Raw genomic sequence first — 25,895 nt, forward strand, 5'->3', positions numbered from 1 at the left:
AAAGTCGGTCGTCGCGATAGCTATACTCAAGTGCATCGCTTGTCCCCCGGAGTCCCACCATGCTCAAAGCAGCTATCGTCCTGATGCTGATTGCCACGGTTGTCAGCCTGTTCAGCGGCCTGTTCTTTCTGGTCAAGGACGACAGCAGCTCGAACCGCCTCGTCATTGCCTTGAGTGTTCGTGTCGCGCTGGCCGCCATCACCGTCGGCTTGATTGCCTGGGGCTTTTTCAGCGGTCAGCTGGTTTCCCATGCCCCCTGGTAGGGGTTAGAGCACATAGACGAAAACGAACAACCCGATCCACACCACATCCACGAAGTGCCAGTACCAGCTAGCGGCCTCGAAGCCGAACTGGTGCTCATTGTCGAAGTGTCCACGCATGATCCGCATCAACATCACGAACAGGATGATGGTGCCGATCGTCACGTGGGCGCCGTGGAACCCGGTGAGCATGAAGAATGTGGCGCCGTAGATGCCTGAACCCAGGGTCAGGCCCAGTTCTTGGTACGCGTGCATGTACTCTTCGGCCTGAAACCCGAGGAATGCACAGCCCAACAGCACGGTGATCGCCAACCAGATTTTCAGCGCGCCGCGATGACCCTTTTTCAAGGCATGGTGGGCGATTGTCACGGTCACGCTGGAACTCACCAGCAACACGGTATTGAGCAGCGGCAGGCCCCAGGGGCTGATGACTTCCTTGGGCGGCGGAAAGAGTTTGGAATCCGGGTTGTTGAGCAGCGGCCAGGTGAACTGGAAGTTTGGCCACAACATATGGGCGATGCCTTTGGCGCCTTCACCGCCCAGTGCCGGGCCGGAAACGTGGCGTACGTAAAACAGTGCGCCGAAGAAGGCGATGAAGAACATTACTTCCGAGAAGATGAACCAGCTCATGCCCCAGCGGAACGAGCGGTCCATCTGCGCGCTGTACAAGCCGCCGCGGCTTTCCTTGATCACCGTGCCGAACCAGCCGAACAACATATAGGCCAGCAGCAGGCTGCCAATGAAAAAGATCAACGGGCCATGGGATTCCGGCCGCGCAGCCTTCAGGTCATTGAACCAGGTGGCCAGGCCTAATACGGTGACGAACATCCCGACCGTGGCGATGATCGGCCATTTGCTCTGGGCGGGAACGTAATAGTGTTCATGAGTTGCCATTTTATTGTTCTCCTTATCGGGCACGCTCAACCGCCAGTATTTACTGCGACCGGTGGATGTCGGGCGGTGATATCGAACAGCGTGTAGGACAGCGTCAAATGCTTCACATCCTTGGGCATGTCACGGTCAACGATGAAACGTACCGGCATCTCGATCTGTTGACCGGGCTGCAGCACTTGCTGGGTAAAGCAGAAACATTCGGTCTTGTGGAAGTACGCCGCCGCCGCGCTGGGCGCGATGCTCGGCACTGCCTGGGCGCTCATCGGGCGATCGGTGGGGTTGTGCGCGATGAAGATCATCTCGTTTACAGCCCCGGGATTGGCTGTCAATTCATCCTGCTTGGGATAGAAATCCCAGGACATGTCGGCGGAGTTAGTCGACAGAAACTGCACGCGTACTTGCCGCGAAGTGTCGACCGTTTGCGAGCCCTCGTATTGGCCTGCGGTCTTGCCATTGATGCCGAACGCCTGGCACATCACGTCGTAGATCGGCACCAGGGCAAAGCCGAAGACAAACATCGCCACCACCACCAGCAGCAGGCGCGTGACCAGCTTTTTCATCGAAATCGAATCAGCCATGGCTTCCAACCTCTACGCATATCCCTGTAGGAGCTGGCTTGCCAGCGAAAGCGGTGTGTCTGACACACCAAGTCGCGACATTCGCCAGCAAGCCGGCTCCTACAAGAGGCGTGTTCATTTCACTTCCGGCGGCGTGGTGAAGGTGTGATACGGCGCCGGTGACGGAATGCTCCACTCCAGGCCCTCGGCCCCATCCCACGGTTTGGCCGGTGCTGGCTCCCCGCCACGAATGGTCTTGATCACAATGAACAGGAAGAAAATCTGCGTGGCGCCGAACATGAACGCACCGATCGACGACACCATATTGAAATCGGCGAACTGCAGGTTGTAGTCCGGGATCCGCCGCGGCATGCCCGCCAGCCCCACGAAGTGCATCGGGAAGAACGCCATGTTCATGCCGATGAACGACAGCCAGAAATGCAGCTTGCCGAGGGTTTCGTCGTACATGTGGCCGGTCCATTTCGGCATCCAGTAGTAAGCCGAGGCGAAGATCCCGAAGATGGCGCCGGGCACCAGTACATAGTGGAAGTGCGCGACCACGAAGTAGGTGTCCTGATACTGGAAATCCGCCGGGGCGATGGCCAGCATCAATCCGGAAAAACCGCCGATGGAGAACAGGATCACGAACGCCACGGCAAACAGCATGGGCGTCTCGAAGGTCAGCGAGCCTTGCCACATGGTACTGGCCCAGTTGAACACCTTGACCCCGGTGGGCACCGCGATGAGCAACGTGGCGTACATGAAGAACAGCTCGCCCACCAGTGGAATGCCGACCACGAACATGTGGTGCGCCCAGACGATGAACGACAGGAACGCGATGCTCGCCGTGGCGTAGACCATCGAGGTGTAGCCGAACAGCGGCTTGCGCGAGAAGGTCGGGATGATCGAGCTGACGGCCCCGAAGGCCGGCAGGATCATGATGTACACCTCGGGGTGGCCGAAGAACCAGAACACATGCTGGAACAGCACTGGGTCACCGCCACCGGCGGCACTGAAGAAGCTGGTGCCGAAGTGGATGTCCATCAGCATCATCGTCACGCAACCGGCCAGTACCGGCATCACCGCGATCAGCAGGAACGCGGTGATCAACCAGGTCCAGACGAACAATGGCATTTTCATCAGCGTCATGCCGGGGGCGCGCAGATTGAGAATGGTGGCAATCACGTTGATCGCACCCATGATCGAACTGATCCCCATCAAGTGGATGGCGAAGATGAAGAACGTCACGCTTTCCGGCGCGTAGGTCGTCGACAGGGGCGCGTAGAACGTCCAGCCAAAGTTGGGTCCGCCTCCCGGGGTGAACAGGGTCGAAACCAACAGGATGAACGCGGCCGGCAATAGCCAGAAGCTGAAGTTGTTCATCCGCGGCAGCGCCATGTCGGGTGCGCCGATCATCAGCGGCACCATCCAGTTGGCAAGGCCGACAAAGGCCGGCATCACCGCACCGAAGACCATCACCAGGCCGTGCATGGTGGTCATCTGGTTGAAGAATTCCGGCTGGACGATCTGCAACCCTGGCTGGAACAGTTCGGCGCGAATCACCATCGCGAACGAGCCGCCGAGCAGGAACATGGAAAACGCAAACCACAGGTACAGCGTACCGATGTCCTTGTGGTTGGTGGTCAGCACCCAACGCATGAGGCCTTTGGCGGGGCCGTGGGCATGGTCGGTGGCGTGACCGTGGTCATCGATAACGGCGCTCATGGCCTGTCTCCTGCAAACAGATGGGCTGGGCAGGCCGGGGCGCGATGCCCCGACCGGTTCCTTGGATGAGCAATAGACCGGGTCATTTGCTTTCCGCCTGTTTCAGTTCCAGCACTTCTTTGGGGGTGACCATGTCGCCCTTGTTGTTGCCCCAGGCGTTACGTTCAAAGGTCACGACCGCTGCGATATCGACTTCCGACAGTTGCTTGCCGAACGCCGCCATGGCGGTGCCAGGCTTGCCATGGAAGACAATGCTCAGGTGGCCTTCTTTCGGTCCGGTAGCGATTTTCGAGCCTTTGAGCGCCGGGAACATCGGCGGCAAACCTTGGCCTTCGGCCTGGTGACAGGCTACGCACGAGGTGTGATAAATCTTGTCGCCGCGCTCTATGAGCTCGTCGAGGGTCCATTCCTTGCTGGTCAGCTCCTTGAGTTGCGCGGCTTCGGCCTTGCGTTCGCCTAGCCATTTTTCGTAGTCGGCCTTTTCCTTGACCTCAACCACGATCGGCATGAAGCCGTGGTCCTTGCCGCACAGCTCGGCGCATTGGCCACGGTAAATGCCGGGCTTGTCGATGCGGGTCCAGGCTTCGTTGACGAACCCCGGGATCGCATCGCGCTTGACCGCGAAGGCCGGCACCCACCAGGAGTGGATCACGTCGGCGGAAGTCACCAGGAAGCGCACTTTGGCGCCGATTGGAAGCACCAGGGGCTTGTCGACCTCAAGCAGGTAGTGCTCGCTCTTGGCTTCCTTGTTGTGGATCTGATCGGCGGGAGTGGCCAGGTTGCTGAAGAACTCGACGTCCTGGCCCAGGTACTTGTAGTGCCATTTCCACTGATAGCCGGTGACCTGGATATCGATTTCCGGCTCACTGGCGTCGTACATCTTGATCAGGGTGGCGGTCGCCGGAATCGCCATGGCCACCAGAATCAGGAAGGGCACGATCGTCCAGAGGATCTCGACGGTGGTGCTTTCATGAAATTTTGCCGCTACCTGCCCGGTAGAACGCCGGTGCAGGATCATCGACCAGAACATGGCGCCAAAGACGATGAGGCCGATCACTACACAGATCCAGAAAATGGTCATGTGCAGGTCAAACACAGCGTGACTGATTTCAGTCGCTCCAGGCGCCATATTCACAGTCCAGGCAGCTTGTGCCTGACTGAAAATCGACCACAACAGGAGGCCCATCCAGACATGTGGATGTCGCATCATTGCGGGTTCCCCTTATCGTTCTTGTTATCCCGCCGGCTTTCACCTGCGGCAAGGGAGCGGCTGCATCAGACTACGAACTTGAATCGCCGGGCCTTGCTGCAGTTGCAGTCGGGCGTCATCAGCTAACTCCATTCCAACCCGAGTATAGACAGCGACTCCCACCTCGCAATGTGCTGGCGTAAATGAACTGAAACAGCATTAACTTGCGTTGCAGGGCACGAATGGAGAAGGATGCAGACGAGTGGTGGCCAATGGATATAACCATGCCGTCTCAAGGATGAAATAATTATGACAAATGCGTCTTAGCATTTTTCGTATGCCAGCTAAGTTATGTCTTCCCTATTTCATTGCCTTGTTTCCTGGAGTTTTCATGAACACCGCCGCATTGCGCGAGCAGATCCAAAAAGCCCAACAACACGAAGCCGAGACTGGCTTGCTGACGCGTCAGCTGGCAACCAAGCTGCCTCATTTACACCCGGCGATCCAATTGCCGGAAGCGGACGCCAATGGCGTGCTGACGCGTTTTGTCGCCGCCTACATTGAAGAAGTGCCGGACCTGCTGGATGCAGCCAATGAAGTCGCCAGGGAAGCGGGTATCGAATCGCAGGTCAAACCGGTACTGAAGATTGCCGAACAGTACTTCCTCCAGCCGCCAGCGATCATGGCCGGGCATGTCGGGCTCGACAGCTTGCTGGACGAAGCCTATCTGGCGCACCGGTTTGTCGAAGAGGTCAACGACCTGTACATCAAGCATCTTGGCCAGCCACTGATCCCCTTGGACATGACTGTTGCCAACCTGATTGCTCATCAATTGATCGGTGAGGAATTTGCCAATCAGCTCGATGAAGCGGTGCATCACACCATCGACGAGATGCTCAACGACGAAAGTTTTGCGCTGGAATCGGTAGAAGCCTACCGTGAGAAACTCAGCAGCCCGGATACCGGTGCTGCATGGAAGCGCTGGCCTTGCATGTCCCGACGCCTGGGCGTGGGCCTGGAGCTGGATCAAACCGTCGCCTGACTCCATCCCTGGAGGAGCCGGCTTGCTGGCGATCCAGACGACGCGGTCTGCCTCACACACCGCGTCGCCTGGATCGCCAGCAAGCCGGCTCCTACAAGGTCTAGGTGGTGGAGCCTACGCCGGTGTTGGTCCACACCCGGCCCTCCAACCTGCGTTTCAACCCCCGTGCCTCAATCAGCAGTCTTGACCCTTTGGCCGCATTCGCCCGACCCCATTCTTCCAGCAACTCCAGGCAAGCGTGATCGATGTAGCTCAAGTTATTTAGCGGCACATGCACCGTCACACCCGCTGGAATGCTGCCCAGTACCTGCGTCAACGCCGGCACCTTGAGAAAGGTCGCCGCACCCACCAGACGCAATTCCATTTCCCCATCCTGCGGCAGATCGATCAGGCTGATCTTCAAGCGCGAGGCTTTCCACGCCAGTTTGGCCAAGGTCAGGCCAAAGCCGATCAGCACACCAGTCAGCAGGTCAGTGAAAATGATCGCCAGAGCCGTCGCGGCGTACGTGAACATCGGCATCCGCCCATAGCGACCCAAACCGCGAAAAGCCTTGAGATCGACCAGTTTGAAACCCGTGTAGACCAACACACCGGCCAGGCTCGCTACCGGAATGCTCTGCAGCACGCTCGATAGCAACATCACGAAGGCCAACAGCCACAATCCGTGGAAAATCGTCGAGTAGCGGGTGGTGGCACCGGCCTGGACGTTGGCCGAGCTACGGACTATCACCCCGGTCATCGGCAGCGCACCGAGCAATCCACAAAGCATGTTGCCGACGCCTTGGGCAGACAGTTCGCGATCGAAGTCCGATCGTTGACCGCTGTGCATGCGGTCGACTGCGGCGGCGGACAGCAAGGTTTCGGCGCTGGCGATGAAGGCTACCGCGAAGGCAGCGATCAGCAGCGTGGGGTCAGCCAGGTTCAGCAAGTCCGCAGGTTTCAGCCAGTCGATGGCCTCGGCCAGGTTGGCCGGCACTTCCACTCGTTTGACTTGCAGCGCCAAGGCCAGGCTGATGACGGTGGCCATCCCTACGCCGAGCAGCGCGCCGGGCACGAAGCGCAGGGAATGAGGGCGCAGCTTTTCCCACAGCCACATAACTGCGATCGTTCCCAGCCCGAGCAAACCGGCCTGCCAGCCAAAGGATGGCAACGCCTGAGCCACTGCGGCCGGGAAAGCTGCCAGGTTATCCAGCCCCGAGGGTTTGGGCGTGGCGTCCAGCATCACGTGTATTTGTGACAAAACGATCAATACCCCGATCCCGGCGAGCATGCCGTAGACAACGGCGGGTGCGGTCACGCGAAACCAGCAGCCCAGTTTCAACCGACCGGCGACCAGTTGTAGAAAACCTGCCAACAGCAAGATCGGCCCGAGCATGGCCACGCCATGTTGGCGTACCAGTTCGAACACCAACACCGCCAGGCCTGCTGCCGGTCCGCTGACTTGCAGCGGCGACCCGGCCAGCCAACCGACCACCAGTCCGCCGATGATCCCGGTAATCAGGCCTTTGGCGGGTGGCAGTCCCGAAGCGATGGCGATGCCCATGCACAGGGGCAGGGCGACCAGAAACACGACCACCGAAGCCAACAGCTCCCGTGGCAGCACAGTTTTGAGTTGCGCAGCACGCATGATGATTCTCCCGAAGTTTTCTTCAGGCATGGCGAAGCCAGGCTGCCTGATTGGCAGCCTCGACTGAACCACACGGGTATTTAGGAGGATTTAGAAGCGCGCTTTGGGCGTCGCGACCGGAATAGGCAGGCTGCCATTAAGCGGCAGGAAACAACCCTTGTCGGCGTCGTAGGCTTTTATTTCGCTGGTTTCGATGTTGTAGACCCAACCGTGGATAAACAACTGACCATTGGCCATGCGCGAGGCCACCGAGGGGTGAGTGCGCAAATGCTGCAATTGGGCGATCACATTTTCCTCGGTGAGGATGTGCATGCTTTCGTTTTCATCAGCGCAATTGCAGTTTTCCTGGACCATGGTCTTGGCCACTTCAGCATGCCGCAGCCAGGCTTTGACCGTAGGCATTTTTTCCAGGCTCTGCGGGTTGAGTACCGCGCGCATCGCCCCGCAATCGGAGTGCCCGCAAATGATGATGTGATGCACGCCCAGGGCCAGCACGGCGTACTCGATGGCCGTGGAAACGCCGCCGTTCATTTGCCCGTAAGGTGGCACAACGTTACCGACGTTGCGGGTCACGAAGAGATCGCCGGGGGCGCTGTGGGTGATCAGTTCGGGAACGATGCGCGAGTCGGCGCAGGCGATGAACATGGCTCGCGGGCGCTGGGCCGTAGCGAGTTTCTTGAAGAGTTCTTCCTGTTGCGGAAAGATCTCATGATGAAAATGCAAAAAGCCGTCAACGATATGCTGCAGCGCTGCATCGGCGGTTTCCGCCTCGGGTTGGGCAGAAGCCGACGCAGCCAACGGCTGTTTATCCTTGTCACTCATGATTCATCCTCTTTGGCGGAGTCAGGGATAATCCCGTTTTGTCCGGTATGAAGCCAGTGGCTGTTTAAAAAACATCCAGGTCGTGAAACTCGACCCGTCAGTCACTCGATGAACAAGGTATCCTTCGAATCTTAACTCAAACTGAATAAACCGCTCTAGAACCTGTGTTCCAGGTCACAAAAAACGTGACTGGCCTGGCGCTTTAGCGCTTTGCCCAGTACTCAACCATAGGCCAATTGTCCTCAAATTAACGACATTTGGCGACCCGGCGGACAAAAGGCGTCGCAGTCCAGGTTGAATCCCTCCCGGTGGTTGAGCCCCAGGCGCTTGATGGCTTTGGCAAAACGTTGTGCCAGCAAATCAGCAAATGGACCTTCACCGCGCATGCGCGCGCCGAAACGACTGTCGTACAACTCTCCGCCACGGGTCTGGCGAATAAGGCTAAGGACATGCGCCGCACGTTGCGGGTAGTGGGCCGCCAGCCATTCCTCGAACAGGGGCGCGACTTCCAGGGGCAGGCGCAACATCATGTAGGCGGCGCTTTGTGCCCCGGCAGCATGGGCTTGCGTGAGCAGGTTTTCGATTTCGCTGTCGTTGATCATCGGAATCATGGGAGAACAAAGCACGCCCACCGGGACCCCCGCTTCTCGCAACACCTTGATCGCCCGCAGCCGGGCCTTGGGGGCTGCAGCGCGGGGTTCAAGAATACGCTTGAGCTCGTCGTCCAGCGTGGTGAGGCTGATCATCACTGCCACCAGCCTTTGTCGGGCCAGTTCGGCCAGCAGGTCCAGATCGCGCAGGATCAATGAACCTTTGGTCACGATCGTCACCGGATGACGGTAGCGCAGCAGCACTTCGAGGGTTTGGCGGGTGATCTTGTATTCACGCTCAATGGGCTGGTAAGGATCGGTATTGGACCCCAGGTTGATGGGTGCACATTGATAGCCACGCCTGGAGAGTTGTTCCTCCAGTATGTCCGCCGCATTGGTCTTGGCGATCAGCTTTGTCTCGAAATCCAGGCCTGGCGACATGTCCCAGTAGGCGTGGCTGGGCCGCGCATAGCAATAGATGCAACCGTGCTCGCAGCCGCGATAAGGATTGATCGACCGATCGAAGGGCAGGTCGGGGGAGGTATTGCGCGTGATGATGGTTTTCGCGGTCTCGATGGACACCTCGGTGCCTTGGGTCATCGGCGCTTCCTGAAACCAGCCGTCGTCCTCGGCCACCGAGCGATGGGGGGCGAAGCGATTGTGCGGATTGGTCGCGGTGCCGCGACCGCGAGGGGGCAATGGCGTGTTCATGGGATAGCTCGAGTACTGTATTTATATACAGTACACGGCAGAGGTTCGAGTGACCAGTGCCGTTTGGCAGCTCTTCGACCTGTACTCATAGTCACTGAACGATACATTTCGCGTCTGGTCGATTCGCTCCCCAGGCCGGTATTGTTGCGGTCGCTCCACGCATTGACCTGAGTATTAATTAAAAGGATTTAATTATGTCGATTCTTAATCGTCGCGGTATTTTTTTGCAGAAACTGGGTCCTACTGTCGTCAATCCCAATGAAGTGCTTGTTTCGATGCAGTTCGCATTGAAAGAAGAGGGTTGGGATGCTGGAAATTCCGTGGAAACCACGGCTTTGCTGGACTCCACCACCCTCATCGCATCTTCAAATGATGGAGGGCGATCATTCAAGATCCGTAATTTCAATAAAGATATCGATGGTGACGGCGATATTGACGCCGAAGACATGGTGAAGCTGCTGGCGCTGGCCAAGGCCTATGTCAGCATTGCCGCGCCTTGACTGAAACTTGATCAGTAACACCTCTCACAGCGTTGCGCCATGAGAGGTGCCGCTTACTGCTCAGTGCTGCTCGTCAGGTTTTTTCTTCAGTTTCGGATTCGGAAAAAACTGCACGGCCTGAACCTTGGTGTCCGCAGGCTTGAGTGCGGAAGTGTTGACCCGGGTGCCGAGTTCCTTGGGTACGGACAGACCTTGTTCGTTGAGCGTATCGGAATAACCGCAGGCAACGCACTCGCGATGCGGTACATCGTCTTCACTCCACATCATCAATTTGTCCGGCTCGCTGCAGGCCGGGCAAACCGCGCCGGCGATAAAGCGTCGTTTGGTAATCACAGGACCCTCACTCATGCTGCCGCGCCCTCACTCAGGCCGCTGTGGCGCAAGAGTGCGTCAATCGAAGGCTCACGGCCACGGAAGTCGACGAACAGCACCATCGGCTCCTGAGAACCGCCGCGCGCCAGGATCGCTTCACGGAACGCACGGCCAGTCTCGGCATTGAGCACGCCTTCTTCCTCGAACCTGGAGAAGGCATCGGCCGAGAGTACTTCAGCCCATTTGTAGCTGTAGTAACCCGCTGCATAACCGCCAGCGAAAATGTGCGCGAAGCTGTTAGGGAAACGGTTGTAGGCCGGAGGGCGCATCACCGATACCTCGTCGCGTACACCTTCAAGCACTTGCAACACGCTGCGACCGTCGCCGTGGGTGGCATGCAGTTCGAAGTCGAACAGCGAGAACTCCAGTTGGCGGACCATCATCAGGCCGGACTGGAAGTTTTTCGCCGCAAGCATCTTCTGCAGCAGGTCCTGTGGCAATGGTTCGCCGGTTTCATAGTGACCGGAGATCAGCGCCAGCCCCTCGGGCTCCCAGCACCAGTTTTCCATGAATTGGCTGGGCAACTCGACCGCGTCCCAGGCCACGCCGTTGATGCCGGACACGCCGGCGTGTTCGACGCGGGTCAGCAGGTGATGCAGGCCATGACCGAACTCGTGGAACAGGGTAGTGACTTCATCGTGGGTCAGCAGCGCAGGCTTGCCGCTGTCGGCCGGAGTGAAGTTGCACACCAGGTTGGCCACCGGGCTCTGCAGCACGCCCTCGGCGGTGCGACGACGATCACGGGCACCGTCCATCCAGGCACCGCCGCGTTTATTGGCACGGGCGTACAGGTCGAAGAAGAAGCGGCCGATGTGCTGGCCGTTTTCCTTGATCTCGAACAGGCGTACATCCGGGTGCCAGGTGTCGAAGCCTTTCTGTTCGGCGATCTCGATGCCATACAGACGCTGAACGATGGCGAACAGGCCACTGAGCACCTTGTCGATCGGGAAGTACGCGCGCAGGGCTTCCTGGGCAACGCTGTAACGTTGCTCGCGAAGTTTTTCGCCGTAGAAACCGCTGTCCCAGCTTTGCAAATCCGGGCAGCCTTGTTCGGCGGCGTAAGCCTTGAGCTGTTCCAGATCCTGGGCGGCGAACGGTTTGCTGCGCTTGGCAAGGTCGCGCAGGAAACTCAGCACCTGATCGCTCGATTCAGCCATTTTGGTGGCCAGGCTCAGCTGCGAGAAGCTGGCGAAGCCCAGCAGTTTTGCCAGTTCCTGACGCAGATCGAGGATTTCCTCCATGACCGGACCGTTGTCGTTCTGGCCGGCATTCGGGCCCTGGTCCGACGCGCGGGTGCAGTAGGCAGCGTAGACTTCTTCGCGCAGGGCACGGTCGTGGGCGTAGGTCATCACCGCGTAGTAGCTCGGGAATTCCAGGGTGATCAGCCAGCCATCGAGGTCCTTGGCTTGCGCGGCAGCGGCCATTTGCGCCTTGGCCGAGTCGGTCAAGCCGGCGAGCGCGGCCTCGTCGGTGATGTGCTTGGTCCAGGCTTGGGTCGCATCCAGCAGCTGGTTGGAGAAGCGACTGCCCAGCTCCGACAATTTGCTCTGTACCTGGGCGTAACGCTTCTGCTCGGCTTCCGGCAGGTCGATACCCGACAGACGGAAATCGCGCAGGGCATGTTCCAGGATAGTTTTCTGCGCTACGTCGAAACCGGCGGCTTCCGGGCTGTTGGCCAAGGCTTCATAGGCCTGGAACAATTCACGATTCTGGCCCATTTCGGTGGAGTAGGCGCTCAAGGCCGGCAGGCAAGCCTCATAGGCCTCGCGCAGTTCGGCGCTGTTGCACACGGCATTTAAATGGCTGACCGGGCTCCAGGCTGCACCCAGGCGGTCATTTAGCTCGTCCATTGCCAGAACCAGGCCGGCCCACGTAGGTTGTTTGCCCTGGGTCTTGAGGATCTCGATAATGGCGGCGCGGTTGTCAGCCAGGATCTGTTCAATGGCCGGTTGCACGTGCTCGGCACGGATCGCGGAGAACGGCGGCAGGTCGTAGGACTGCAAAAGAGGGTTGTTCACGCTCACGGTTGGCACCTTGGCTGGGAAGAAACATGCAGCCATCTTAATTACAATCGACGCTCACCGCAGCTATCAGCAACAGAGAGAAACCCTATCGTGAACCTTCGCAAGTATCAGAATCACACGCCAATGCTCGGCAAGGGCGCTTTTGTCGATGGCTCGGCGGTAGTGATCGGCGATGTCGAGATCGGCGAAGACAGCTCGGTCTGGCCGTTGACGGTGATTCGCGGTGACATGCACCGCATCCGCATCGGTGCGCGCACCAGCGTGCAGGATGGCTGCGTGCTGCACATCACCCATGCCGGGCCGTTCAACCCCGACGGTTTCCCGTTGCTGATTGGCGACGACGTTACGATCGCCCACAAAGTCATGCTGCATGGCTGCACCGTGGGCAACCGGGTATTGATCGGCATGGGCAGTATCGTCATGGACGGTGCAGTGGTCGCCGACGACGTCATTATTGGTGCCGGTAGCCTGGTACCTCCGGGTAAGCGCCTGGAAAGCGGTTTCCTGTATGTGGGCAGCCCGGTGAAACAGATCCGACCGCTGACCGATAAGGAGCGGGCCTTTTTCACCTACAGCGCGGCGAACTACGTGAAGCTCAAGGACCTGCATCTGGCCGAAGGCTACGACCGACTCTGAATCACCTCGCTCTTGCCCAGGAATATTCATGCATTACCAAACCGTTCTGTTCGACCTTGATGGCACCCTGACCGACCCGCGCGAAGGCATTACCCGTTCGATTCAGTTTGCCCTGGGCAAGCTGGGGATCGATGAGCCCGACCTGACCAAACTCGAGCACTTCATCGGCCCGCCCTTGTTGCAGGCCTTCATGCAGTTCTATGACTTCGACGAGGCCAAGGCCTGGGCGGCGGTGAACTTCTACCGAGAACGCTTCAAGGTCACCGGACTGTACGAAAACCGCGTATTCGACGGTGTCACACCATTGTTGGAAATGCTCGGCGGACAAGGGCGACAGTTGTACATTGCAACCTCCAAACCCTGGGTTTTCGCCCGGGAAATCGCCCGGCATTTCGACTTCGCCAAGCATTTCAAAGTGATTTACGGCAGCGAGCTGGACGGCACCCGGACCAACAAAATAGAGCTGATCGCCCACCTGGTGGCTGAGGAGGGCCTGGATCCGGCCCATACCCTGATGATCGGCGACCGCAAGCACGACCTGATTGGCGCGCGCAGCAATGGCCTGGATGCGGCAGCTGTGGGTTACGGGTTTGGCAGTCGGGAAGAGTTGAGTGCCGAAGCACCGACCTATCACTTTGAAACGCTGGATGAGATGCATCAGGCGTTTTTGCAGCGTTGATCAGAACGCCTTCGCGAGCTCGCTCACACAGTAGATGTGTGAAATTCACATCCGCTGTGGGAGCGAGCCTGCTCGTGAAGAGGGCCTCACCACCGCCGAAGATTCATGATCCAGCCAAATTCTTCAGCGCCGCCTTGCGCTCATCAACCGGCAACGCCCCCAACTTCTCGACCTGCGTATAAAACCTCAGCCAATCCCCACCCTCCTGCTTGAACAGCGCCGCAAATGCCGGCACCCACTGGTCGTACAGGCCAAACGGCAGTAACCGGGCATTGTTCATCGGCGCGTTGATCCACGCGTCGTAACGTTTGTCCCCGGCCCATCGACTATCACGCAGCTGGCGGTATTCGCCGCGCAGGCGCTCGAATTCCGCCGCTTTACGCTGGCGCATTTGCTCAGGGGGCAGCGGCAGGCTGTACAGTTCTTCCAGCCGGGTGCGCGTATCCAGGACCAGCTGGATGAACTGATCCCGTTGTTGCGACAGCAAGGTGCTGTCCGGCGGCAGGCTGCGAAACGCCCGCCATTGGCGGGTGCCTTCCTGCTCGACGAAGGTGGCGAATGACTCGTTGAACTCGGTGTCGTCCTTCACGTAAACGCGCTGATGAGCGAGCTCATGAAAGATCAGCGTGGCCAGGCGTTCATCGCCCCAGCCCATCATGGAATTCATGATCGGATCGTTGAACCAGCCCAAGGTCGAATAGGCCTCTACGCCACCGATGGACACGTCCATGCCTTGCAAGCGTTGCAGCGCCGCTTCACCGCGGGCCGCACCCTGACTGTAATAGCCGCGATAGGCCACGCAACCCGCAATGGGGAAGCAATGGTTTTGTGGCTCCAGGGAAAATTCCGGTGTGACAAACACGTTCCAGACTACATACGGACGGCCAATGTCAGCATACAGACGGTAACTCTGGTTATCCGGCAGGTGCAGTTGCTCGCTGGCGAAGGTCCGGGCCCTTTGTGATTGGGTCAGGTGCGCACGCAGTTTCTCATCGCGCTGTGGATCGGCAATCACCCGGACCACAGGCTCCCGAGCCCGCAGCAACTGCAGCTGACCGCTGGCCAGCTGACTGTAGTAGCTGATGCTGGAACAACCGTTGAGTAACAAAAACAACATACCCGGAAACAAAATGCGCAAAACGCGATCAAGTAACCGATGGCTTCGACGCGGCCTGATCAAAATAAAAAATCCCTGGAGAGTCTGCTCGCAAGACTATCCCGCTTGACTGGAGCTCCGCTATGCGCAAGTTGATGCTGACGGGAGGCCTGCTGACGCTGGCCGGGTGTGCTGGATTCGGATTACCTCACCATGATCCGACGCAAGCATGGATCGATCTGGAATCGCATCAGGAGGACACGGCCCTGCTGGCGCTGGAGGTGGACAATAAGGCGGCCGCCGACAAGCGCTATTTCGAAGTTCAGCCCGGCAGCCATGAGCTGACTGTGCGCTACCAGTTCCCGGTGCAGCCCACCAATATCGGTCCCGATGCCCAACCACTTTGGCGTGATTGCCAGATGAACGTGAAATTCAACGATTTCAACGCGGGCGAGCGCTATCAACTGCAAGCGGGGAATATCGGCTTCCGGCCATGGGCCAAGCTTTACGATCAACAGCGAAAAGTGATTGGCCAGGGAACACCGGCCGGCTGCCAACGGACCTGATCGACGCTATTCTGAATATCCTGACATTGGGATATTCATCATGCGCAGGTTGATGCTGTTTCTCACTGCAAGTGCAGTCGCCGGCTGTTCGACGCCGATGCCGGCGGCCAATCCGCACATGGCGTGGGTCGACTTCTCTACGCCATTCCCCAACGATAAATTGCTGATGGCCGAGCGATTGGATAACCAACGCTTGCGTGACGGGCGTTTTTTCCAAGTCACCCCTGGTCGCCACGAGCTGACCGTGCGCTTCGATTTTGAAGTGCCAGGTGGAGGCTCGGACATGTTAAACGGTTCCACGGAGCGGCTTTGCTACATGATCATCAAATACGATCATTTCGAAGCCGGTCAGCGTTATTTGCTACAAGCCCGCTCCATGGCGTTCACCCCTGAAGCACGCCTATATAACGCAAAACGCGAGATCGTCGCCGAAGAGAGTCAGATCAACTGTGTACCTTAAGACCGGTCAGCGGTCATTTTTCTGATAGATGATTTTCTTTGTGCCGCCATCGCACGAGCCGACGACCATGTTCTGATCGTGCACTTCATCATTCGTAACGATTTCCAGAGTGTAGGACGTTACCCCTCGGGCCTGGATCTTTGCTTCGATTTCGGCCTTGAGTTCTTCACAGGGCTTTGGTGCCGCCAGGACCGAAGTGGCGAGGCCGCAACAGATAACCGCCAAGGCAAAACGTTTCATGGTTGAAGCTCCTTGAGGCAGCGCGCACAGGTCATGCGTTTTTGCTGCTGTCATTTATTCGACAGCAGTTTTACCGGGCAAATCGGCCATAACGCAAAAAAAGATCGCCAACTTCGGACGATCTTTTATTGCTCTACTCCGGATTCAATTGACCAAAGTCGCATCCAGGCTGATTTTCGCATTCAGCACTTTGGAGACCGGGCAGCCCTCTTTGGCCTTGTTGCTCAGCTCATCAAACTGTGCCTGGCTGGCGCCGGGGATTTTTGCCTTGAGAATCAACTTCACCGCCGTGATCGCAAAACCACCCTCTACCTGATCCAGGGTCACTTCGGCGTTGGTATCGATGCTGTCGGCCTTTAGGCCCGCCTCGCCGAGAATCATGGAAAACGCCATCGAGAAACAGCCCGCGTGGGCTGCGCCGATCAGCTCTTCCGGGTTGGTGCCCTTGCCGCCTTCAAAGCGGGCCTTGAAGCCGTACGGCGCCTCCCTGAGTACACCGGTTTCGGTGGAAATCGAGCCGATGCCGGTTTTCAGATCACCTTCCCAGTGGGCCGATGCTTTCTTTGTGATAGCCATGCCTGTCTCCTCAAGATCCGGCGCGAAGCGTCACGCCGTTGTGGTTTCGCTCGCTAGGGTTCTGAGGATAGACCGGGCAGCAAAGTTCAGCGCATCTGATCGCTGCGCCATTTTGTCAGTAAATTTCACCGTGCTATTGAAACTCGGGTATATGCCCTCATTGCATGAAACACGCTTATGGATTCGGCAGGTTTTCGTTTGCAACAAGAAACCTGCGCCCTCAATTGGAGAAGCAGGTTTATGAAACGACTGTCCGATATCAAGTTTTCGACCCTCGACCTGGTGCCCGTGCGGGAAAACGGCAGCGCGGCCCAGTCGTTGCGCAACTCGCTGGACCTGGCGCAACACGTCGAGAAATTCGGCTATAACCGCTTTTGGGTGGCCGAACACCACAACATGGATGGCATCGCCAGTTCCGCGACCTCCGTGCTGCTCGGCTATCTGGCCGGCGGTACATCGACCATTCGAGTCGGTTCCGGCGGGATCATGCTGCCCAACCATGCGCCGCTGGTGATCGCCGAACAATTTGGCACGCTTGAAAGCCTGTATCCGGGGCGCATCGACCTGGGGCTTGGCCGAGCGCCCGGTTCCGACCAGATGACGGCCCGTGCACTGCGCCGCGAGCGCTCCGGCAGCGCCGATGATTTCCCCGAAGATGTGGCCGAACTGATGCGTTATCTCGGCCCGCGCACGCCGGACCAGCGAATCATCGCGATGCCGGGCACCGGTACCAATGTCCCGATCTGGCTGCTGGGCTCAAGCCTGTTCAGCGCGCAGTTGGCAGGCGAACGCGGTTTGCCCTACGCCTTCGCGTCGCACTTCGCTCCGCGCTTCATGCATGAGGCGATTCGTGTCTACCGCAATCATTTCAAGCCGTCGGCCGTGCTGGACAAGCCTTACGTGATGCTCGGCGTGCCGCTGGTAGCCGCCGACACGGACGAACAGGCGGACTATCTGGCGACCTCGGTCTTCCAGCGCATTCTCGCCCTGATGCGTGGCCAGAGCCTGGTACAACGTCCGCCAGTGAAAACCATGGAGGGGTTGTGGCTGCCTCATGAGAAAGAAGCCGTCAGTGATTTCCTCGGGCTGGCGATGATCGGCAGCCCGCAAAAAATCCGCGCCCGGCTGGAAGTGCTGATCGAGCAAACCCAGGCCGACGAGCTGATTTTCACCTGCGACCTGTACGAACACGCGGATCGTCTGCATTCCTATGAGCTGCTGGCGCAGGTCATGAAGGGCTGATCAGGCTAACCGCAAAAAGCCGATGCGATGGCATCGGCTTTTTGTTTGCAATCGGTTGGGGCTAACGTTTGTAGACTATTTCCTTGCTGCCCTTCTCGCAGGTACCGACGATTTTTCCGCCAGACGCATTGCCTTTATCGACAATCTCCAGCGAATAACCGGAAACGCCCTTGGCATCGAGCTTTGCTGCGATCTCGGCTTTCAATTCCTCGCAATTTTTGCCGTTATCAGCAAAGGCAGTACCCGCCAGGCTCAACAAGCCTACCGCCAAAATAAACTTCTTCATCGGTCGCATTCTCTGGTCGGATCAAAAAAAGGCATCCAGCCATTGGCCGGAAACGCATCTAGCGCATTGCCATTCCCTATGGCACTCGGCCAGCGCGCAAGTTCAGAAGACTAGACCAACCTCAGCTACTGGCAATCCGGAAGCCGACCTTGAGCGTCACCTGGAAGTGCGCAGCCTTGCCGTCCTTGATATGGCCGCGGGTTTCGGTCACTTCAAACCATTCCATGTACTTGAGACTCTTGTTGGCTTCGGCCAGGGCGTTGTTGATCGCGTCTTCGATACTGCTGGTGGATGAGCCGACGAGTTCGACTTTCTTATAGGTGTGATGGTCAGTCATGGCGTTCTCCTTAGGGTGTGAATTACAGCCTAGCAGTGATTTTCTGTCTTACTTCCTTCGGTCGGTGCGACATGGACCTTCACATTTACTGCACTTTCTCGAGTCCCTGAAGTCCCAACCAACACACGCCACTCATCAACAATGCAGGAGAGCCACCATGGCCAACAGCTCGTTACGTAAAGCCTCATTGCAAAGCATGGAAGCGGAGATCGAGAGTCTGCTCAAATCCTTGGAAAGCCTGAAGGACGACGCCTCGGACGAGTCGCGTAAAACCCTCAAGGTGCTTAAAGGCAATGCCGAGAACGCCTTGAGGCATTCGCGTCATCTGCTCACCGATGCCTATGAAGAGGTCAAGGTGAAAACCCGTGAAACCGGTATTGCCACTCGGGACTACGCGCAGGAGCACCCCTGGACGACAGCCGGGGTTGCCGTCGGTGCTCTGGGTCTGCTGGCGGCCTACCTGCTGTTTAAACGCGGGGAATGATCGGTCTGGCGCAGCTCATTCTTGAGCCATTGCGCCAGTTGCCTGGCGCGCCCATCCGCGGCGCGCTTGGGTAACCACAGGGCCAGGTGAGCGGGGGTTTCGCAAAATCCCCAAGGGGCGACCAGCCGACCCGCCTTCAAGTCCTCCGCCACCAACGGCTCGGGGGCAATCGCCACGCCCAGCCCGGCCACGGCGGCTTCCAGCAAGTAATACAAATGCTCGAAACCCTGACCGTATTTCAACGCCTTGGCGTCGAGGCCGCTTTGCTGCGCCCAACTGGGCCAGGCTTGCGGACGCGAAGTGGTGTGTAGCAACGACTCATTGAGCAGTGCGGTGGCCGGAGCCGTTTGCAGACGCTCATAACCGACGAACCGTGGGCTCATGACCGGGCCGATCCGTTCGCTGGCCAATTCGAATACTTGCATATCCGCGGGCCAAGGCGGTTCGGCAAACACCAACAGGGCGTCCAGGCCCGGGCGACGGGGATCCAGGTCGCCTTCGCCAGCGGACAGGTGCAGGCGCAGGTCGGGCAGGTCAGCGTTGAGCCGTCCAAGGCGCGGAATGAACCAGCGCGCCAGCAGGCTTCCCGAGCAGCCAAGGACGAATGGCGCATCGGCGGTGCTTTGCGTGAGCTCAGCGCACACGGTGCGCAAGCGCTCGAACGCTTCGGCGCTGGCATCACGCAAGCGCATGCCGGCATCTGTGAGTTTCAGGCCGCGCCCGTCCTTGATGAACAGACTCACACCGAGGTGTTCTTCGAGCACTTTCAGCTGCCGGCTGACCGCACCATGGGTGACGTGCAGCTGTTCGGCAGCCTGACTGACGCTGTTTAGCCGGGCCGTGGCTTCGAAGGCGCGCAAGGCGTTCAGCGGTGGGAGGTCATGGCTCATGTGATCTGTGAGTTTTCCTGACAGGTTGTAGCGATCTTATCGGTTTTCAGCTCAGGGCGTCAGGGGTAGAGTGAAGCCCATTATCTTCCTACGCAATTCAACTGGAGCGCCCCATGACCCAGACTAATCTGCGCAACGGCCCTGACGCCAACGGCCTGTTTGGCGCGTTCGGCGGCCGTTATGTTGCCGAAACCCTGATGCCGTTGATCCTCGACCTGGCCCGTGAATACGAAGCGGCCAAGGAAGATCCGGCCTTCAAGGAAGAGCTGGCCTATTTCCAGCGCGATTACGTCGGTCGTCCTAGCCCGCTTTATTTCGCCGAGCGCCTGACCGAATTCTGTGGCGGCGCAAAGATTTATCTCAAGCGTGAAGAGCTCAACCACACCGGCGCGCACAAGATCAACAACTGCATCGGCCAGATACTGCTGGCGCGGCGCATGGGCAAAAAACGCATCATCGCCGAAACCGGCGCGGGCATGCATGGCGTGGCGACTGCCACAGTGGCCGCGCGTTTTGGCCTGGACTGCGTGATCTACATGGGCACCACCGACATCGAGCGCCAGCAGGCCAACGTGTTTCGCATGAAGCTGCTGGGCGCCGAAGTGATTCCGGTGGTGGCCGGTACCGGCACTCTCAAGGATGCGATGAACGAAGCCCTGCGCGACTGGGTGACCAACGTCGACAGTACCTTCTACCTGATCGGCACCGTGGCCGGTCCGCACCCTTACCCGGCGATGGTTCGCGACTTCCAGGCCGTTATCGGCAAGGAAACCCGTGACCAGCTGCAAGCCCAGGAAGGCCGCCTGCCGGACAGCCTGGTGGCCTGCATCGGCGGAGGTTCCAACGCCATGGGCCTGTTCCACCCGTTCCTGGACGACAAGAGCGTCGAGATCATCGGCGTTGAAGCGGCCGGCTATGGCATCGAGACCGGCAAGCACGCGGCCAGCCTGAACGGCGGCGTACCGGGTGTACTGCACGGCAACCGCACCTTCCTGTTGCAGGACGACGATGGCCAGATCATCGACGCCCATTCGATCTCCGCTGGCCTCGACTACCCGGGCATCGGCCCGGAACACGCCTGGTTGCATGACATCGGCCGCGTCCAGTACACCTCGGTGACTGACGACGAAGCGCTGGCGGCATTCCACCAGTGCTGCCGCCTGGAAGGGATCATTCCTGCCTTGGAAAGCGCCCATGCGCTGGCTGAAGTGTTCAAGCGCGCGCCGACCCTGCCCAAGGATCACCTGATGGTGGTCAACCTGTCGGGGCGTGGCGACAAGGACATGCAGACCGTGATGCACCATATGGAACAATCTAAGCAGGAGAAACACTGATGAGCCGCCTGCAAACGCGTTTTGCCGAACTCAAGGAACAGAATCGCGCCGCCCTGGTGACCTTCGTCACCGCTGGCGACCCGGGCTATGACACCTCGCTGGCGATCCTCAAGGGCCTGCCAGCCGCAGGCGCCGACGTGATCGAGCTGGGCATGCCCTTCACCGATCCGATGGCTGACGGCCCGGCGATCCAGCTGGCCAACATCCGTGCCCTGGGCGCCAAGCAGAACCTGGCGAAAACCCTGGAAATGGTGCGTGAGTTCCGCAAGGACAACAACGAAACGCCGCTGGTGCTGATGGGGTACTTCAACCCGATCCATAAATACGGCGTGCCGCGGTTCATTGCCGAAGCGAAAGAGGCCGGCGTCGACGGCCTGATCGTTGTCGACATGCCGCCCGAGCATAACGGCGAACTGTGCGACCCGGCCCAGGCCGCGGGCATCGATTTCATCCGCCTGACCACACCGACCACTGATGATGTGCGTCTGCCGACCGTGCTCAATGGCAGCTCCGGGTTTGTCTACTACGTATCGGTGGCCGGTGTGACCGGTGCCGGTGCGGCAACCCTGGAGCACGTCGAAGAAGCGGTTGCGCGTCTGCGTCGCCATACCGACCTGCCGATCAGCATCGGCTTCGGCATTCGTACGCCTGAGCAAGCGGCGAACATCGCGCGTCTGGCTGATGGCGTGGTAGTGGGTTCGGCATTGATCGATCAGATCGCCAATGCCACGACACCGGACCAAGCGGTCGATGGCGTGCTGAGCTTGTGCTCGGCGTTGGCCGATGGTGTGCGTAAGGCCCGTGTCAGCTGAAGATAAAGTTCCTGATACAGAGGAATTAGAGCCTCGCGACACAGACTAACCAGCAAGACCGAGGGCTTCAGGACTACGTTCTGAAGCCCTTTTTTACGGCAACTGCAAACCACCCGACGCTTTGTGCAACTTGCGCAGGTGTTCGCCAATCTGCTTCACATTGGCTTCGTTGGCCGCCATTTCTGCTGCACGGTCTGGATCGAGCAGCGCCCTGACTTCCTTGTCCAGGTCCCCGGTCAACACCTGAAGCTGTTTCTGCCGCAGGCTGGTTTCCGATTCCAGGCGTTGCCATTCAGCAGGTTGCGGCAGGCCATAGCCGCCGCTGCCGAGCAATTCCGCCGGACGACTGAGGAAACCGCTGTTGTCGAGAATCTGCCTCAAGGTCGCGTTGGCTTTGTCCATTCCGCCGTTTTTCAGCTCGCGGGCCCCCAGGTAACGTTGTTTCACCTCGTCTTGGGCCAGAAGCAACTGCTGGCGATAACTGGCCTGTTCGAGCAAGAGCAAGGCTGCGCTGGTGCGCAAATCTGCCTGATCGAACCATTGCCGGCGCTCTGCTGCACTCAGGGACAGCCAGTCTTCAACCTTTTCCTGTTTGATCGGCAGGCGCTTTCGCAATACTTCGAACATCGCTTGGTAGCGATCGCGGAAAGAGTCAAAGCGGTAACCCAGGCGAAGTGCTTCACGCGGGTCGTCCAGCACGCTGGTATCCGCCAGCCCGCGGCCCTTCAACACTTCCAGCAGCCCATTGGGCATGATGTTGTCCAGAGCCACCAGTTTTGCGTTGTTGGTGCCGCCACGCAGTAACTTCAGCTCTTCTACAGCGCAGTTGTTCGACAGGAAGAAGTAGTTGCCGTCATAACTCCAGTGCATCTCGGCGGCACGTTCCACCACGTTTTCAATCTCGTCTCGAGACAGGTTCAGCGGCACGGAGGCAAGGCTGCGCAGCTCGGTCTTGGTGTATTCGTCGATCACCTGGGCCAGGGGCAGCACGAACAGGCGTGACGGGTATTTACCCACCAGGCCATCCCAGCTCGATAGCTGTACGTCGCCCACGAACGCGCGGTAGGACAGTACCAGGTGCTGGTCCAGGTCGAGGCGGCAATCTGGCCCGCGGGGCCGGCCCGGTGCGCAAATCACCAGACGCAACATGCTGTGGCCCCAACGGCTCACCCAGTTCTGGTTGGCCTCTGCCAAGAGATAGTCGACGGCGTAGACCCGCTCCGGATCAACCTGGCCCAGGGGCGTCTTGGCGAAGTCATTGCCCGCGTTGAGGAATGCGAAAGTCTTGGCGCACTCGCTTTTGGCGGCGGGTGCCCAGCCGAAGTGCTCCTTGTAGTAGCGGTACAGCGCAGGGCGACGACAGGCGTAGCTCGGGTCGAGGAGGAAATACTCCATGTTGACCGCGACAAATTCCTTCGGGCTGCTGATCTCGTAGATGTCCGGGCTGCGGGCGATCTGGCGATTGTGCTGTTCGCGCTCGCCACGCCGGCCAACGTATTGCTGCCAACCGGCGAGGTCAAGCAGGCGCGGGTCGTCGCTGAGGGTGAAGCGGCGGCCGGATTGGCCCCGGCATTGGTCAGGAATGCCCACCAGCCCCGAGCTGCTCTCCTGGCGGGTGCAGCGTTGAATCAGTGCGCGCTCCGCATTCGGCCACAGGCGTGCGCGGTCATAAATGTGGGTCAGTTCGTGCAATACCGTGGCGAGTAGTTCCCGGCGCACGGTGCCATGGGGGCGATTGGTCTTCTTGGTCGCCGCACTGCCGTCGGTGAGGCTGGCCAGCAGCTTTCGATTCAGGTCGAGTTCGGATACCGGCGAGGCCTGGCCATAGGCATCGCTGCGCATGCCGTCGGTCCAGCCGACGTCGATGCGCCGGTCGAGTTGCTCGATAAACCGCGGCGGCAATGCCTGCATCGCTTCATCCAGCAACGCCTGGCTGGCGTGCTGTTGCGCGGGGCTCAGGCCTTCGGTCTTGAGGTGCAGTTGGAGGTCGGCGTGGGCCGTGTTGCCAAACAGCAGCACGACCCCGGCCAACAGCAAGGCAGCTGGAGACCTCACAGTGCGAGGATGGCTTCGGCGAGATCCTGGTCACTGGCATCGCGGGCTTGCGGAACGCGAGTGCGCAACAAGTTGAGAGCCGATTCCAGGTGTGCGCCACGAATATCGCCGTTGCTGGCGACGAAGCTGGCGGCATCGTCCTGGGCTTCGCGGACGATTTTCGAGTCGCGGATCGACGTCGTGGTGTCGGAAGTGAAATCCAGTGTGCGCTGGGTGGCACGAATGAGGATGTTGCTGGTGGCAACCAGGGTTTGGGCCTGGGCCACATCAGCCAACAACAGCAGGCCAAGGGTGGCAACTATCAGCGGGTTACGCATGGAACGACTCCGGAGGAACTTGGGATAACTATTGGACGAGAATTGCCTGTGCCAGTTCAAGGTCGCTGGCATGAAGTTTTGGCTGGGTCTGGCGCAGGAAAACCAGGGCCGACTCCAGTCGAACGCCTCTCATTTGACCATCACTGGCGATGAATGCTGCGGCATCATCACGGGCGGCGATGAGCAGTTTATGGTCGAAAGGGGCAGAGGTCACCAGGCTTGAGGCATAACTGCTGGCCACAACGCCTTGAGTAGACAGGTTGAACGCGTCGAAGGCATGGACCGCCCCCGAGTAGCTGGCTGCAAGTAAGACAGGAGCAATGATCAGATGTGAAAGAAAACGCATGAGACTCGACAGTTGAAAGTGAGTCCCAAGGCTAGCGCAAGGGCCGGGCTAGAGCCAGCGCGCAAACATGGGGACACGGCAAGCGTGTCCCCCATCAGGCCAACGCTTAGATGGTCAGGATGGCCTGGGCCAATTGTGCGTCGGTTGCGTTCAGCTGTGGAGCCTGATGGCGAATGTGATCGAGCGCGCTTTCCAGTTTTACGCCACGGATGTTGCCTTCACTGGCGACGAAGCTGGCGGCGTCGTCACGGGCCGCGAGTACGATCTTGTCGTCCTTGAACGAAGACGTGACGTCGGACGTCGCGTCGGAGGTGGCTTTGAGTGCACCGACGACGGCATCGGTGGTCACGATGAAGCTGGTGGCGTGGGCATTGGCCGCCACGGCAAGCAAGGCTGCAGCGCTGAGCAGACGAAGACGGGACATGGTGTAACTCCTTTGGATAAGACGATAAAGAGGTGGCGCAGTGTCTGATGATCAGACGCCAGACACTCGGGGGGCGCCACGTTCTGGTTTGATATTAGGCCTGGGCAGGGCGTTTCGAACAGCCTATATGAGAAAAGGTTGCTGGAAATCAGTTTGAACAGATGAAAAGCCGTCGAGTAACTGTATCGGCCTAATCTGTAGATAGAAAAACTGTACTGGTCGTGCGCGAACGGTCTCTGAAACGACAAAGCCCGTCGTGGTTTCCCACGACGGGCTTTGTTTGTTCAATTCGGGTTGCTGGCGGTGGACCGTGCAGGTCAGAGCCAGCGAGCTGCTTAGCGCCAGAACGGCTTGCTCAGCTCTTCGTAGCGTTGTGCTTCGCTAATCCCGGCATCTGCCAGCAGACGCGAATCCAGGCGAGCCAGTTGGTGGCGGCTGGAGATGCGGCGCTGCCACAGCATCAGGTTGGCGATAACGCGCAGAGGCATGGAAGCCTGGGTTTTTGCAGCGGTGTCTTCGAAGAACAGCTCGGAACTGAGTGTACGTTCCATGGTTTACATCCTTCCGCTTATGGCGGGATTAGGTAGTGGCTTGACTGGTGCCCATGATCCTCTCGTTTGCCTAGTCTCTGTAGATACAGTTCATCTGTATTGTGAGAGCTCAGTTAACTGTTTATAGGCGGTGTACTGGTCGAAAATGAAGCAACTGTACCTGTCTGCGCCATTGTGGTGCATTTTTGCTCTTTTGGTCGATGGATGTAGGATAATTCAGTAGGAAATGACCGGTACAGCAGTACAGTTTT

Annotated in this window: 31 protein-coding genes; 11 read left to right on the top strand and 20 right to left on the bottom strand. The window is 58.8% G+C overall.

The window, feature by feature from the left end; genetic code table 11:
• Window positions 1-59: 59 nt before the first annotated feature.
• Window positions 60-263 carry a twin transmembrane helix small protein gene (locus tag BKX96_RS18295; protein WP_008064738.1) on the top strand — a complete coding sequence of 68 codons (204 nt, stop codon included), beginning with the start codon at window positions 60-62 and terminating at the stop codon, window positions 261-263.
• Window positions 264-266: 3 nt separating this feature from the next.
• Here BKX96_RS18295 and BKX96_RS18300 read toward each other — a convergent pair whose 3' ends face one another.
• The 4 genes from BKX96_RS18300 to coxB all read right to left on the bottom strand — a co-directional run bounded on the left by BKX96_RS18300 (window position 267) and on the right by coxB (window position 4,646).
• Entirely contained in the window at window positions 267-1,154 is an 888-nt protein-coding gene (locus tag BKX96_RS18300) for a cytochrome c oxidase subunit 3 (RefSeq protein WP_046818682.1), read from the bottom strand.
• 26 nt (window positions 1,155-1,180) lie between these two features.
• Window positions 1,181-1,732, bottom strand: a complete 552-nt coding sequence (locus tag BKX96_RS18305) for a cytochrome c oxidase assembly protein (protein WP_046818683.1) — start codon at window positions 1,730-1,732, stop codon at window positions 1,181-1,183.
• Between the two features lie 114 nt (window positions 1,733-1,846).
• Window positions 1,847-3,436 carry a cytochrome c oxidase subunit I gene (ctaD, locus tag BKX96_RS18310; protein WP_046818684.1) on the bottom strand — a complete coding sequence of 530 codons (1,590 nt, stop codon included), beginning with the start codon at window positions 3,434-3,436 and terminating at the stop codon, window positions 1,847-1,849.
• A gap of 82 nt (window positions 3,437-3,518) precedes the next feature.
• Complete coding sequence (coxB, locus tag BKX96_RS18315) at window positions 3,519-4,646, bottom strand: cytochrome c oxidase subunit II (protein WP_077185125.1); 1,128 nt, start codon at window positions 4,644-4,646, stop codon at window positions 3,519-3,521.
• Between the two features lie 370 nt (window positions 4,647-5,016).
• Between coxB and BKX96_RS18320 the strand changes: the two genes are divergently transcribed.
• Complete coding sequence (locus BKX96_RS18320) at window positions 5,017-5,667, top strand: hypothetical protein (RefSeq protein ID WP_046818686.1); 651 nt, start codon at window positions 5,017-5,019, stop codon at window positions 5,665-5,667.
• 100 nt (window positions 5,668-5,767) lie between these two features.
• Here the strand turns inward: BKX96_RS18320 and BKX96_RS18325 are convergent, their stop codons facing one another.
• From BKX96_RS18325 to BKX96_RS18335, 3 genes are all read right to left on the bottom strand, one after another.
• Window positions 5,768-7,294 (bottom strand): SulP family inorganic anion transporter, encoded by a 1,527-nt coding sequence (locus BKX96_RS18325; RefSeq protein WP_046818687.1) that lies wholly within the window; start codon window positions 7,292-7,294, stop codon window positions 5,768-5,770.
• A gap of 90 nt (window positions 7,295-7,384) precedes the next feature.
• Window positions 7,385-8,116, bottom strand: coding sequence for a carbonic anhydrase (locus tag BKX96_RS18330; RefSeq protein WP_046818688.1), 732 nt, complete (start codon window positions 8,114-8,116; stop codon window positions 7,385-7,387).
• Between the two features lie 242 nt (window positions 8,117-8,358).
• Window positions 8,359-9,417 carry a PA0069 family radical SAM protein gene (locus BKX96_RS18335; RefSeq protein WP_046818689.1) on the bottom strand — a complete coding sequence of 353 codons (1,059 nt, stop codon included), beginning with the start codon at window positions 9,415-9,417 and terminating at the stop codon, window positions 8,359-8,361.
• A 194-nt stretch (window positions 9,418-9,611) separates the two neighbouring features.
• On the opposite strand from BKX96_RS18335, the gene BKX96_RS18340 reads away from it, so the two are divergent.
• Window positions 9,612-9,917: a hypothetical protein gene (locus BKX96_RS18340; protein ID WP_077185127.1), complete on the top strand. Its 306-nt coding sequence runs from the start codon at window positions 9,612-9,614 to the stop codon at window positions 9,915-9,917.
• A 60-nt stretch (window positions 9,918-9,977) separates the two neighbouring features.
• Here the strand turns inward: BKX96_RS18340 and BKX96_RS18345 are convergent, their stop codons facing one another.
• Together BKX96_RS18345 and prlC are read right to left on the bottom strand one after the other, a co-directional pair.
• Window positions 9,978-10,265, bottom strand: a complete 288-nt coding sequence (locus BKX96_RS18345) for a YheV family putative zinc ribbon protein (RefSeq protein WP_046818691.1) — start codon at window positions 10,263-10,265, stop codon at window positions 9,978-9,980.
• Window positions 10,262-12,313, bottom strand: a complete 2,052-nt coding sequence (gene prlC / locus BKX96_RS18350; RefSeq protein WP_046818692.1) for an oligopeptidase A — start codon at window positions 12,311-12,313, stop codon at window positions 10,262-10,264. Before prlC ends, BKX96_RS18345 begins: the two co-directional genes overlap by 4 nt.
• A 90-nt stretch (window positions 12,314-12,403) precedes the next feature.
• Here prlC and BKX96_RS18355 point away from each other — a divergent pair, with 90 nt between their 5' ends.
• The gene (locus BKX96_RS18355; RefSeq protein ID WP_046818693.1) at window positions 12,404-12,949 is read left to right on the top strand and encodes a gamma carbonic anhydrase family protein; all 546 of its coding nucleotides are present in this window, start codon (window positions 12,404-12,406) and stop codon (window positions 12,947-12,949) included.
• Window positions 12,950-12,977: 28 nt separating this feature from the next.
• A complete protein-coding gene (locus BKX96_RS18360; RefSeq protein WP_077185129.1) occupies window positions 12,978-13,628 on the top strand; it encodes an HAD family hydrolase in 651 nt (216 codons plus the stop codon).
• 103 nt (window positions 13,629-13,731) lie between these two features.
• Here BKX96_RS18360 and BKX96_RS18365 read toward each other — a convergent pair whose 3' ends face one another.
• Window positions 13,732-14,808, bottom strand: coding sequence for an aminopeptidase (locus tag BKX96_RS18365; RefSeq protein WP_077185131.1), 1,077 nt, complete (start codon window positions 14,806-14,808; stop codon window positions 13,732-13,734).
• 59 nt (window positions 14,809-14,867) lie between these two features.
• Here BKX96_RS18365 and BKX96_RS18370 point away from each other — a divergent pair, with 59 nt between their 5' ends.
• Window positions 14,868-15,290 carry a PA0061/PA0062 family lipoprotein gene (locus BKX96_RS18370; protein WP_046818696.1) on the top strand — a complete coding sequence of 141 codons (423 nt, stop codon included), beginning with the start codon at window positions 14,868-14,870 and terminating at the stop codon, window positions 15,288-15,290.
• 40 nt (window positions 15,291-15,330) lie between these two features.
• Window positions 15,331-15,750 carry a PA0061/PA0062 family lipoprotein gene (locus BKX96_RS18375; RefSeq protein ID WP_046818697.1) on the top strand — a complete coding sequence of 140 codons (420 nt, stop codon included), beginning with the start codon at window positions 15,331-15,333 and terminating at the stop codon, window positions 15,748-15,750.
• Window positions 15,751-15,756: 6 nt separating this feature from the next.
• Here BKX96_RS18375 and BKX96_RS18380 read toward each other — a convergent pair whose 3' ends face one another.
• Window positions 15,757-15,990: a DUF1161 domain-containing protein gene (locus BKX96_RS18380; protein WP_046818698.1), complete on the bottom strand. Its 234-nt coding sequence runs from the start codon at window positions 15,988-15,990 to the stop codon at window positions 15,757-15,759.
• Window positions 15,991-16,134: 144 nt separating this feature from the next.
• Window positions 16,135-16,566, bottom strand: coding sequence for an OsmC family protein (locus tag BKX96_RS18385; RefSeq protein WP_046818699.1), 432 nt, complete (start codon window positions 16,564-16,566; stop codon window positions 16,135-16,137).
• A 240-nt stretch (window positions 16,567-16,806) separates the two neighbouring features.
• Here BKX96_RS18385 and BKX96_RS18390 point away from each other — a divergent pair, with 240 nt between their 5' ends.
• Window positions 16,807-17,808, top strand: a complete 1,002-nt coding sequence (locus BKX96_RS18390) for an LLM class flavin-dependent oxidoreductase (RefSeq protein ID WP_046818700.1) — start codon at window positions 16,807-16,809, stop codon at window positions 17,806-17,808.
• 61 nt (window positions 17,809-17,869) lie between these two features.
• Here the strand turns inward: BKX96_RS18390 and BKX96_RS18395 are convergent, their stop codons facing one another.
• Both BKX96_RS18395 and BKX96_RS18400 read right to left on the bottom strand, forming a co-directional pair.
• Complete coding sequence (locus BKX96_RS18395) at window positions 17,870-18,094, bottom strand: DUF1161 domain-containing protein (RefSeq protein ID WP_046818701.1); 225 nt, start codon at window positions 18,092-18,094, stop codon at window positions 17,870-17,872.
• A 121-nt stretch (window positions 18,095-18,215) separates the two neighbouring features.
• Window positions 18,216-18,431: a dodecin gene (locus tag BKX96_RS18400; RefSeq protein WP_007940746.1), complete on the bottom strand. Its 216-nt coding sequence runs from the start codon at window positions 18,429-18,431 to the stop codon at window positions 18,216-18,218.
• A 157-nt stretch (window positions 18,432-18,588) separates the two neighbouring features.
• Here BKX96_RS18400 and BKX96_RS18405 point away from each other — a divergent pair, with 157 nt between their 5' ends.
• A complete protein-coding gene (locus tag BKX96_RS18405) occupies window positions 18,589-18,915 on the top strand; it encodes an ElaB/YgaM/YqjD family protein (protein WP_077185133.1) in 327 nt (108 codons plus the stop codon).
• Here BKX96_RS18405 and BKX96_RS18410 read toward each other — a convergent pair.
• Window positions 18,888-19,805 carry a LysR family transcriptional regulator gene (locus tag BKX96_RS18410; protein ID WP_077185135.1) on the bottom strand — a complete coding sequence of 306 codons (918 nt, stop codon included), beginning with the start codon at window positions 19,803-19,805 and terminating at the stop codon, window positions 18,888-18,890. The two genes, BKX96_RS18405 and BKX96_RS18410, sit on opposite strands and share 28 nt — an antisense overlap.
• A gap of 113 nt (window positions 19,806-19,918) precedes the next feature.
• Here BKX96_RS18410 and trpB point away from each other — a divergent pair, with 113 nt between their 5' ends.
• Together trpB and trpA are read left to right on the top strand one after the other, a co-directional pair.
• On the top strand, window positions 19,919-21,139 hold the full coding sequence (gene trpB, locus BKX96_RS18415; RefSeq protein WP_046818704.1) for a tryptophan synthase subunit beta: 1,221 nt from the start codon (window positions 19,919-19,921) through the stop codon (window positions 21,137-21,139).
• Window positions 21,139-21,951: a tryptophan synthase subunit alpha gene (trpA, locus tag BKX96_RS18420; RefSeq protein WP_046818705.1), complete on the top strand. Its 813-nt coding sequence runs from the start codon at window positions 21,139-21,141 to the stop codon at window positions 21,949-21,951. Before trpB ends, trpA begins: the two co-directional genes overlap by 1 nt.
• 93 nt (window positions 21,952-22,044) lie before the next feature.
• Here trpA and BKX96_RS18425 read toward each other — a convergent pair whose 3' ends face one another.
• The 5 genes from BKX96_RS18425 to BKX96_RS18445 form a co-directional block, all read right to left on the bottom strand.
• Entirely contained in the window at window positions 22,045-24,006 is a 1,962-nt protein-coding gene (locus tag BKX96_RS18425; protein WP_046818706.1) for a DUF7844 domain-containing protein, read from the bottom strand.
• A complete protein-coding gene (locus BKX96_RS18430) occupies window positions 24,003-24,323 on the bottom strand; it encodes a DUF2388 domain-containing protein (protein WP_046818707.1) in 321 nt (106 codons plus the stop codon). The genes BKX96_RS18425 and BKX96_RS18430 overlap by 4 nt, the downstream gene beginning before the upstream one ends.
• A gap of 28 nt (window positions 24,324-24,351) precedes the next feature.
• Entirely contained in the window at window positions 24,352-24,669 is a 318-nt protein-coding gene (locus BKX96_RS18435) for a DUF2388 domain-containing protein (protein ID WP_046818708.1), read from the bottom strand.
• Window positions 24,670-24,775: 106 nt separating this feature from the next.
• Window positions 24,776-25,093 carry a DUF2388 domain-containing protein gene (locus BKX96_RS18440; RefSeq protein WP_046818709.1) on the bottom strand — a complete coding sequence of 106 codons (318 nt, stop codon included), beginning with the start codon at window positions 25,091-25,093 and terminating at the stop codon, window positions 24,776-24,778.
• Between the two features lie 335 nt (window positions 25,094-25,428).
• Window positions 25,429-25,644: a DUF1127 domain-containing protein gene (locus BKX96_RS18445; RefSeq protein WP_007902752.1), complete on the bottom strand. Its 216-nt coding sequence runs from the start codon at window positions 25,642-25,644 to the stop codon at window positions 25,429-25,431.
• Window positions 25,645-25,895 lie beyond the last annotated feature (251 nt).

The sequence above is a fragment of the Pseudomonas putida genome (assembly GCF_001976065.1).
GTDB lineage: Bacteria > Pseudomonadota > Gammaproteobacteria > Pseudomonadales > Pseudomonadaceae > Aquipseudomonas > Aquipseudomonas serbica.

Bases quoted from the DNA above. Each gene is read 5' to 3' on its own strand.
- BKX96_RS18295 (WP_008064738.1), top strand. From the start codon at position 60: ATGCTCAAAGCAGCTATCGTCCTGATGCTGATTGCCACGGTTGTCAGC.
- BKX96_RS18300 (WP_046818682.1), bottom strand. From the start codon at position 1,154: ATGGCAACTCATGAACACTATTACGTTCCCGCCCAGAGCAAATGGCCG.
- BKX96_RS18305 (WP_046818683.1), bottom strand. From the start codon at position 1,732: ATGGCTGATTCGATTTCGATGAAAAAGCTGGTCACGCGCCTGCTGCTG.
- ctaD (WP_046818684.1), bottom strand. From the start codon at position 3,436: ATGAGCGCCGTTATCGATGACCACGGTCACGCCACCGACCATGCCCAC.
- coxB (WP_077185125.1), bottom strand. From the start codon at position 4,646: ATGATGCGACATCCACATGTCTGGATGGGCCTCCTGTTGTGGTCGATT.
- BKX96_RS18320 (WP_046818686.1), top strand. From the start codon at position 5,017: ATGAACACCGCCGCATTGCGCGAGCAGATCCAAAAAGCCCAACAACAC.
- BKX96_RS18325 (WP_046818687.1), bottom strand. From the start codon at position 7,294: ATGCGTGCTGCGCAACTCAAAACTGTGCTGCCACGGGAGCTGTTGGCT.
- BKX96_RS18330 (WP_046818688.1), bottom strand. From the start codon at position 8,116: ATGAGTGACAAGGATAAACAGCCGTTGGCTGCGTCGGCTTCTGCCCAA.
- BKX96_RS18335 (WP_046818689.1), bottom strand. From the start codon at position 9,417: ATGAACACGCCATTGCCCCCTCGCGGTCGCGGCACCGCGACCAATCCG.
- BKX96_RS18340 (WP_077185127.1), top strand. From the start codon at position 9,612: ATGTCGATTCTTAATCGTCGCGGTATTTTTTTGCAGAAACTGGGTCCT.
- BKX96_RS18345 (WP_046818691.1), bottom strand. From the start codon at position 10,265: ATGAGTGAGGGTCCTGTGATTACCAAACGACGCTTTATCGCCGGCGCG.
- BKX96_RS18360 (WP_077185129.1), top strand. From the start codon at position 12,978: ATGCATTACCAAACCGTTCTGTTCGACCTTGATGGCACCCTGACCGAC.
- BKX96_RS18370 (WP_046818696.1), top strand. From the start codon at position 14,868: ATGCGCAAGTTGATGCTGACGGGAGGCCTGCTGACGCTGGCCGGGTGT.
- BKX96_RS18375 (WP_046818697.1), top strand. From the start codon at position 15,331: ATGCGCAGGTTGATGCTGTTTCTCACTGCAAGTGCAGTCGCCGGCTGT.
- BKX96_RS18380 (WP_046818698.1), bottom strand. From the start codon at position 15,990: ATGAAACGTTTTGCCTTGGCGGTTATCTGTTGCGGCCTCGCCACTTCG.
- BKX96_RS18385 (WP_046818699.1), bottom strand. From the start codon at position 16,566: ATGGCTATCACAAAGAAAGCATCGGCCCACTGGGAAGGTGATCTGAAA.
- BKX96_RS18390 (WP_046818700.1), top strand. From the start codon at position 16,807: ATGAAACGACTGTCCGATATCAAGTTTTCGACCCTCGACCTGGTGCCC.
- BKX96_RS18395 (WP_046818701.1), bottom strand. From the start codon at position 18,094: ATGAAGAAGTTTATTTTGGCGGTAGGCTTGTTGAGCCTGGCGGGTACT.
- BKX96_RS18400 (WP_007940746.1), bottom strand. From the start codon at position 18,431: ATGACTGACCATCACACCTATAAGAAAGTCGAACTCGTCGGCTCATCC.
- BKX96_RS18405 (WP_077185133.1), top strand. From the start codon at position 18,589: ATGGCCAACAGCTCGTTACGTAAAGCCTCATTGCAAAGCATGGAAGCG.
- BKX96_RS18410 (WP_077185135.1), bottom strand. From the start codon at position 19,805: ATGAGCCATGACCTCCCACCGCTGAACGCCTTGCGCGCCTTCGAAGCC.
- trpB (WP_046818704.1), top strand. From the start codon at position 19,919: ATGACCCAGACTAATCTGCGCAACGGCCCTGACGCCAACGGCCTGTTT.
- trpA (WP_046818705.1), top strand. From the start codon at position 21,139: ATGAGCCGCCTGCAAACGCGTTTTGCCGAACTCAAGGAACAGAATCGC.
- BKX96_RS18430 (WP_046818707.1), bottom strand. From the start codon at position 24,323: ATGCGTAACCCGCTGATAGTTGCCACCCTTGGCCTGCTGTTGTTGGCT.
- BKX96_RS18435 (WP_046818708.1), bottom strand. From the start codon at position 24,669: ATGCGTTTTCTTTCACATCTGATCATTGCTCCTGTCTTACTTGCAGCC.
- BKX96_RS18440 (WP_046818709.1), bottom strand. From the start codon at position 25,093: ATGTCCCGTCTTCGTCTGCTCAGCGCTGCAGCCTTGCTTGCCGTGGCG.
- BKX96_RS18445 (WP_007902752.1), bottom strand. From the start codon at position 25,644: ATGGAACGTACACTCAGTTCCGAGCTGTTCTTCGAAGACACCGCTGCA.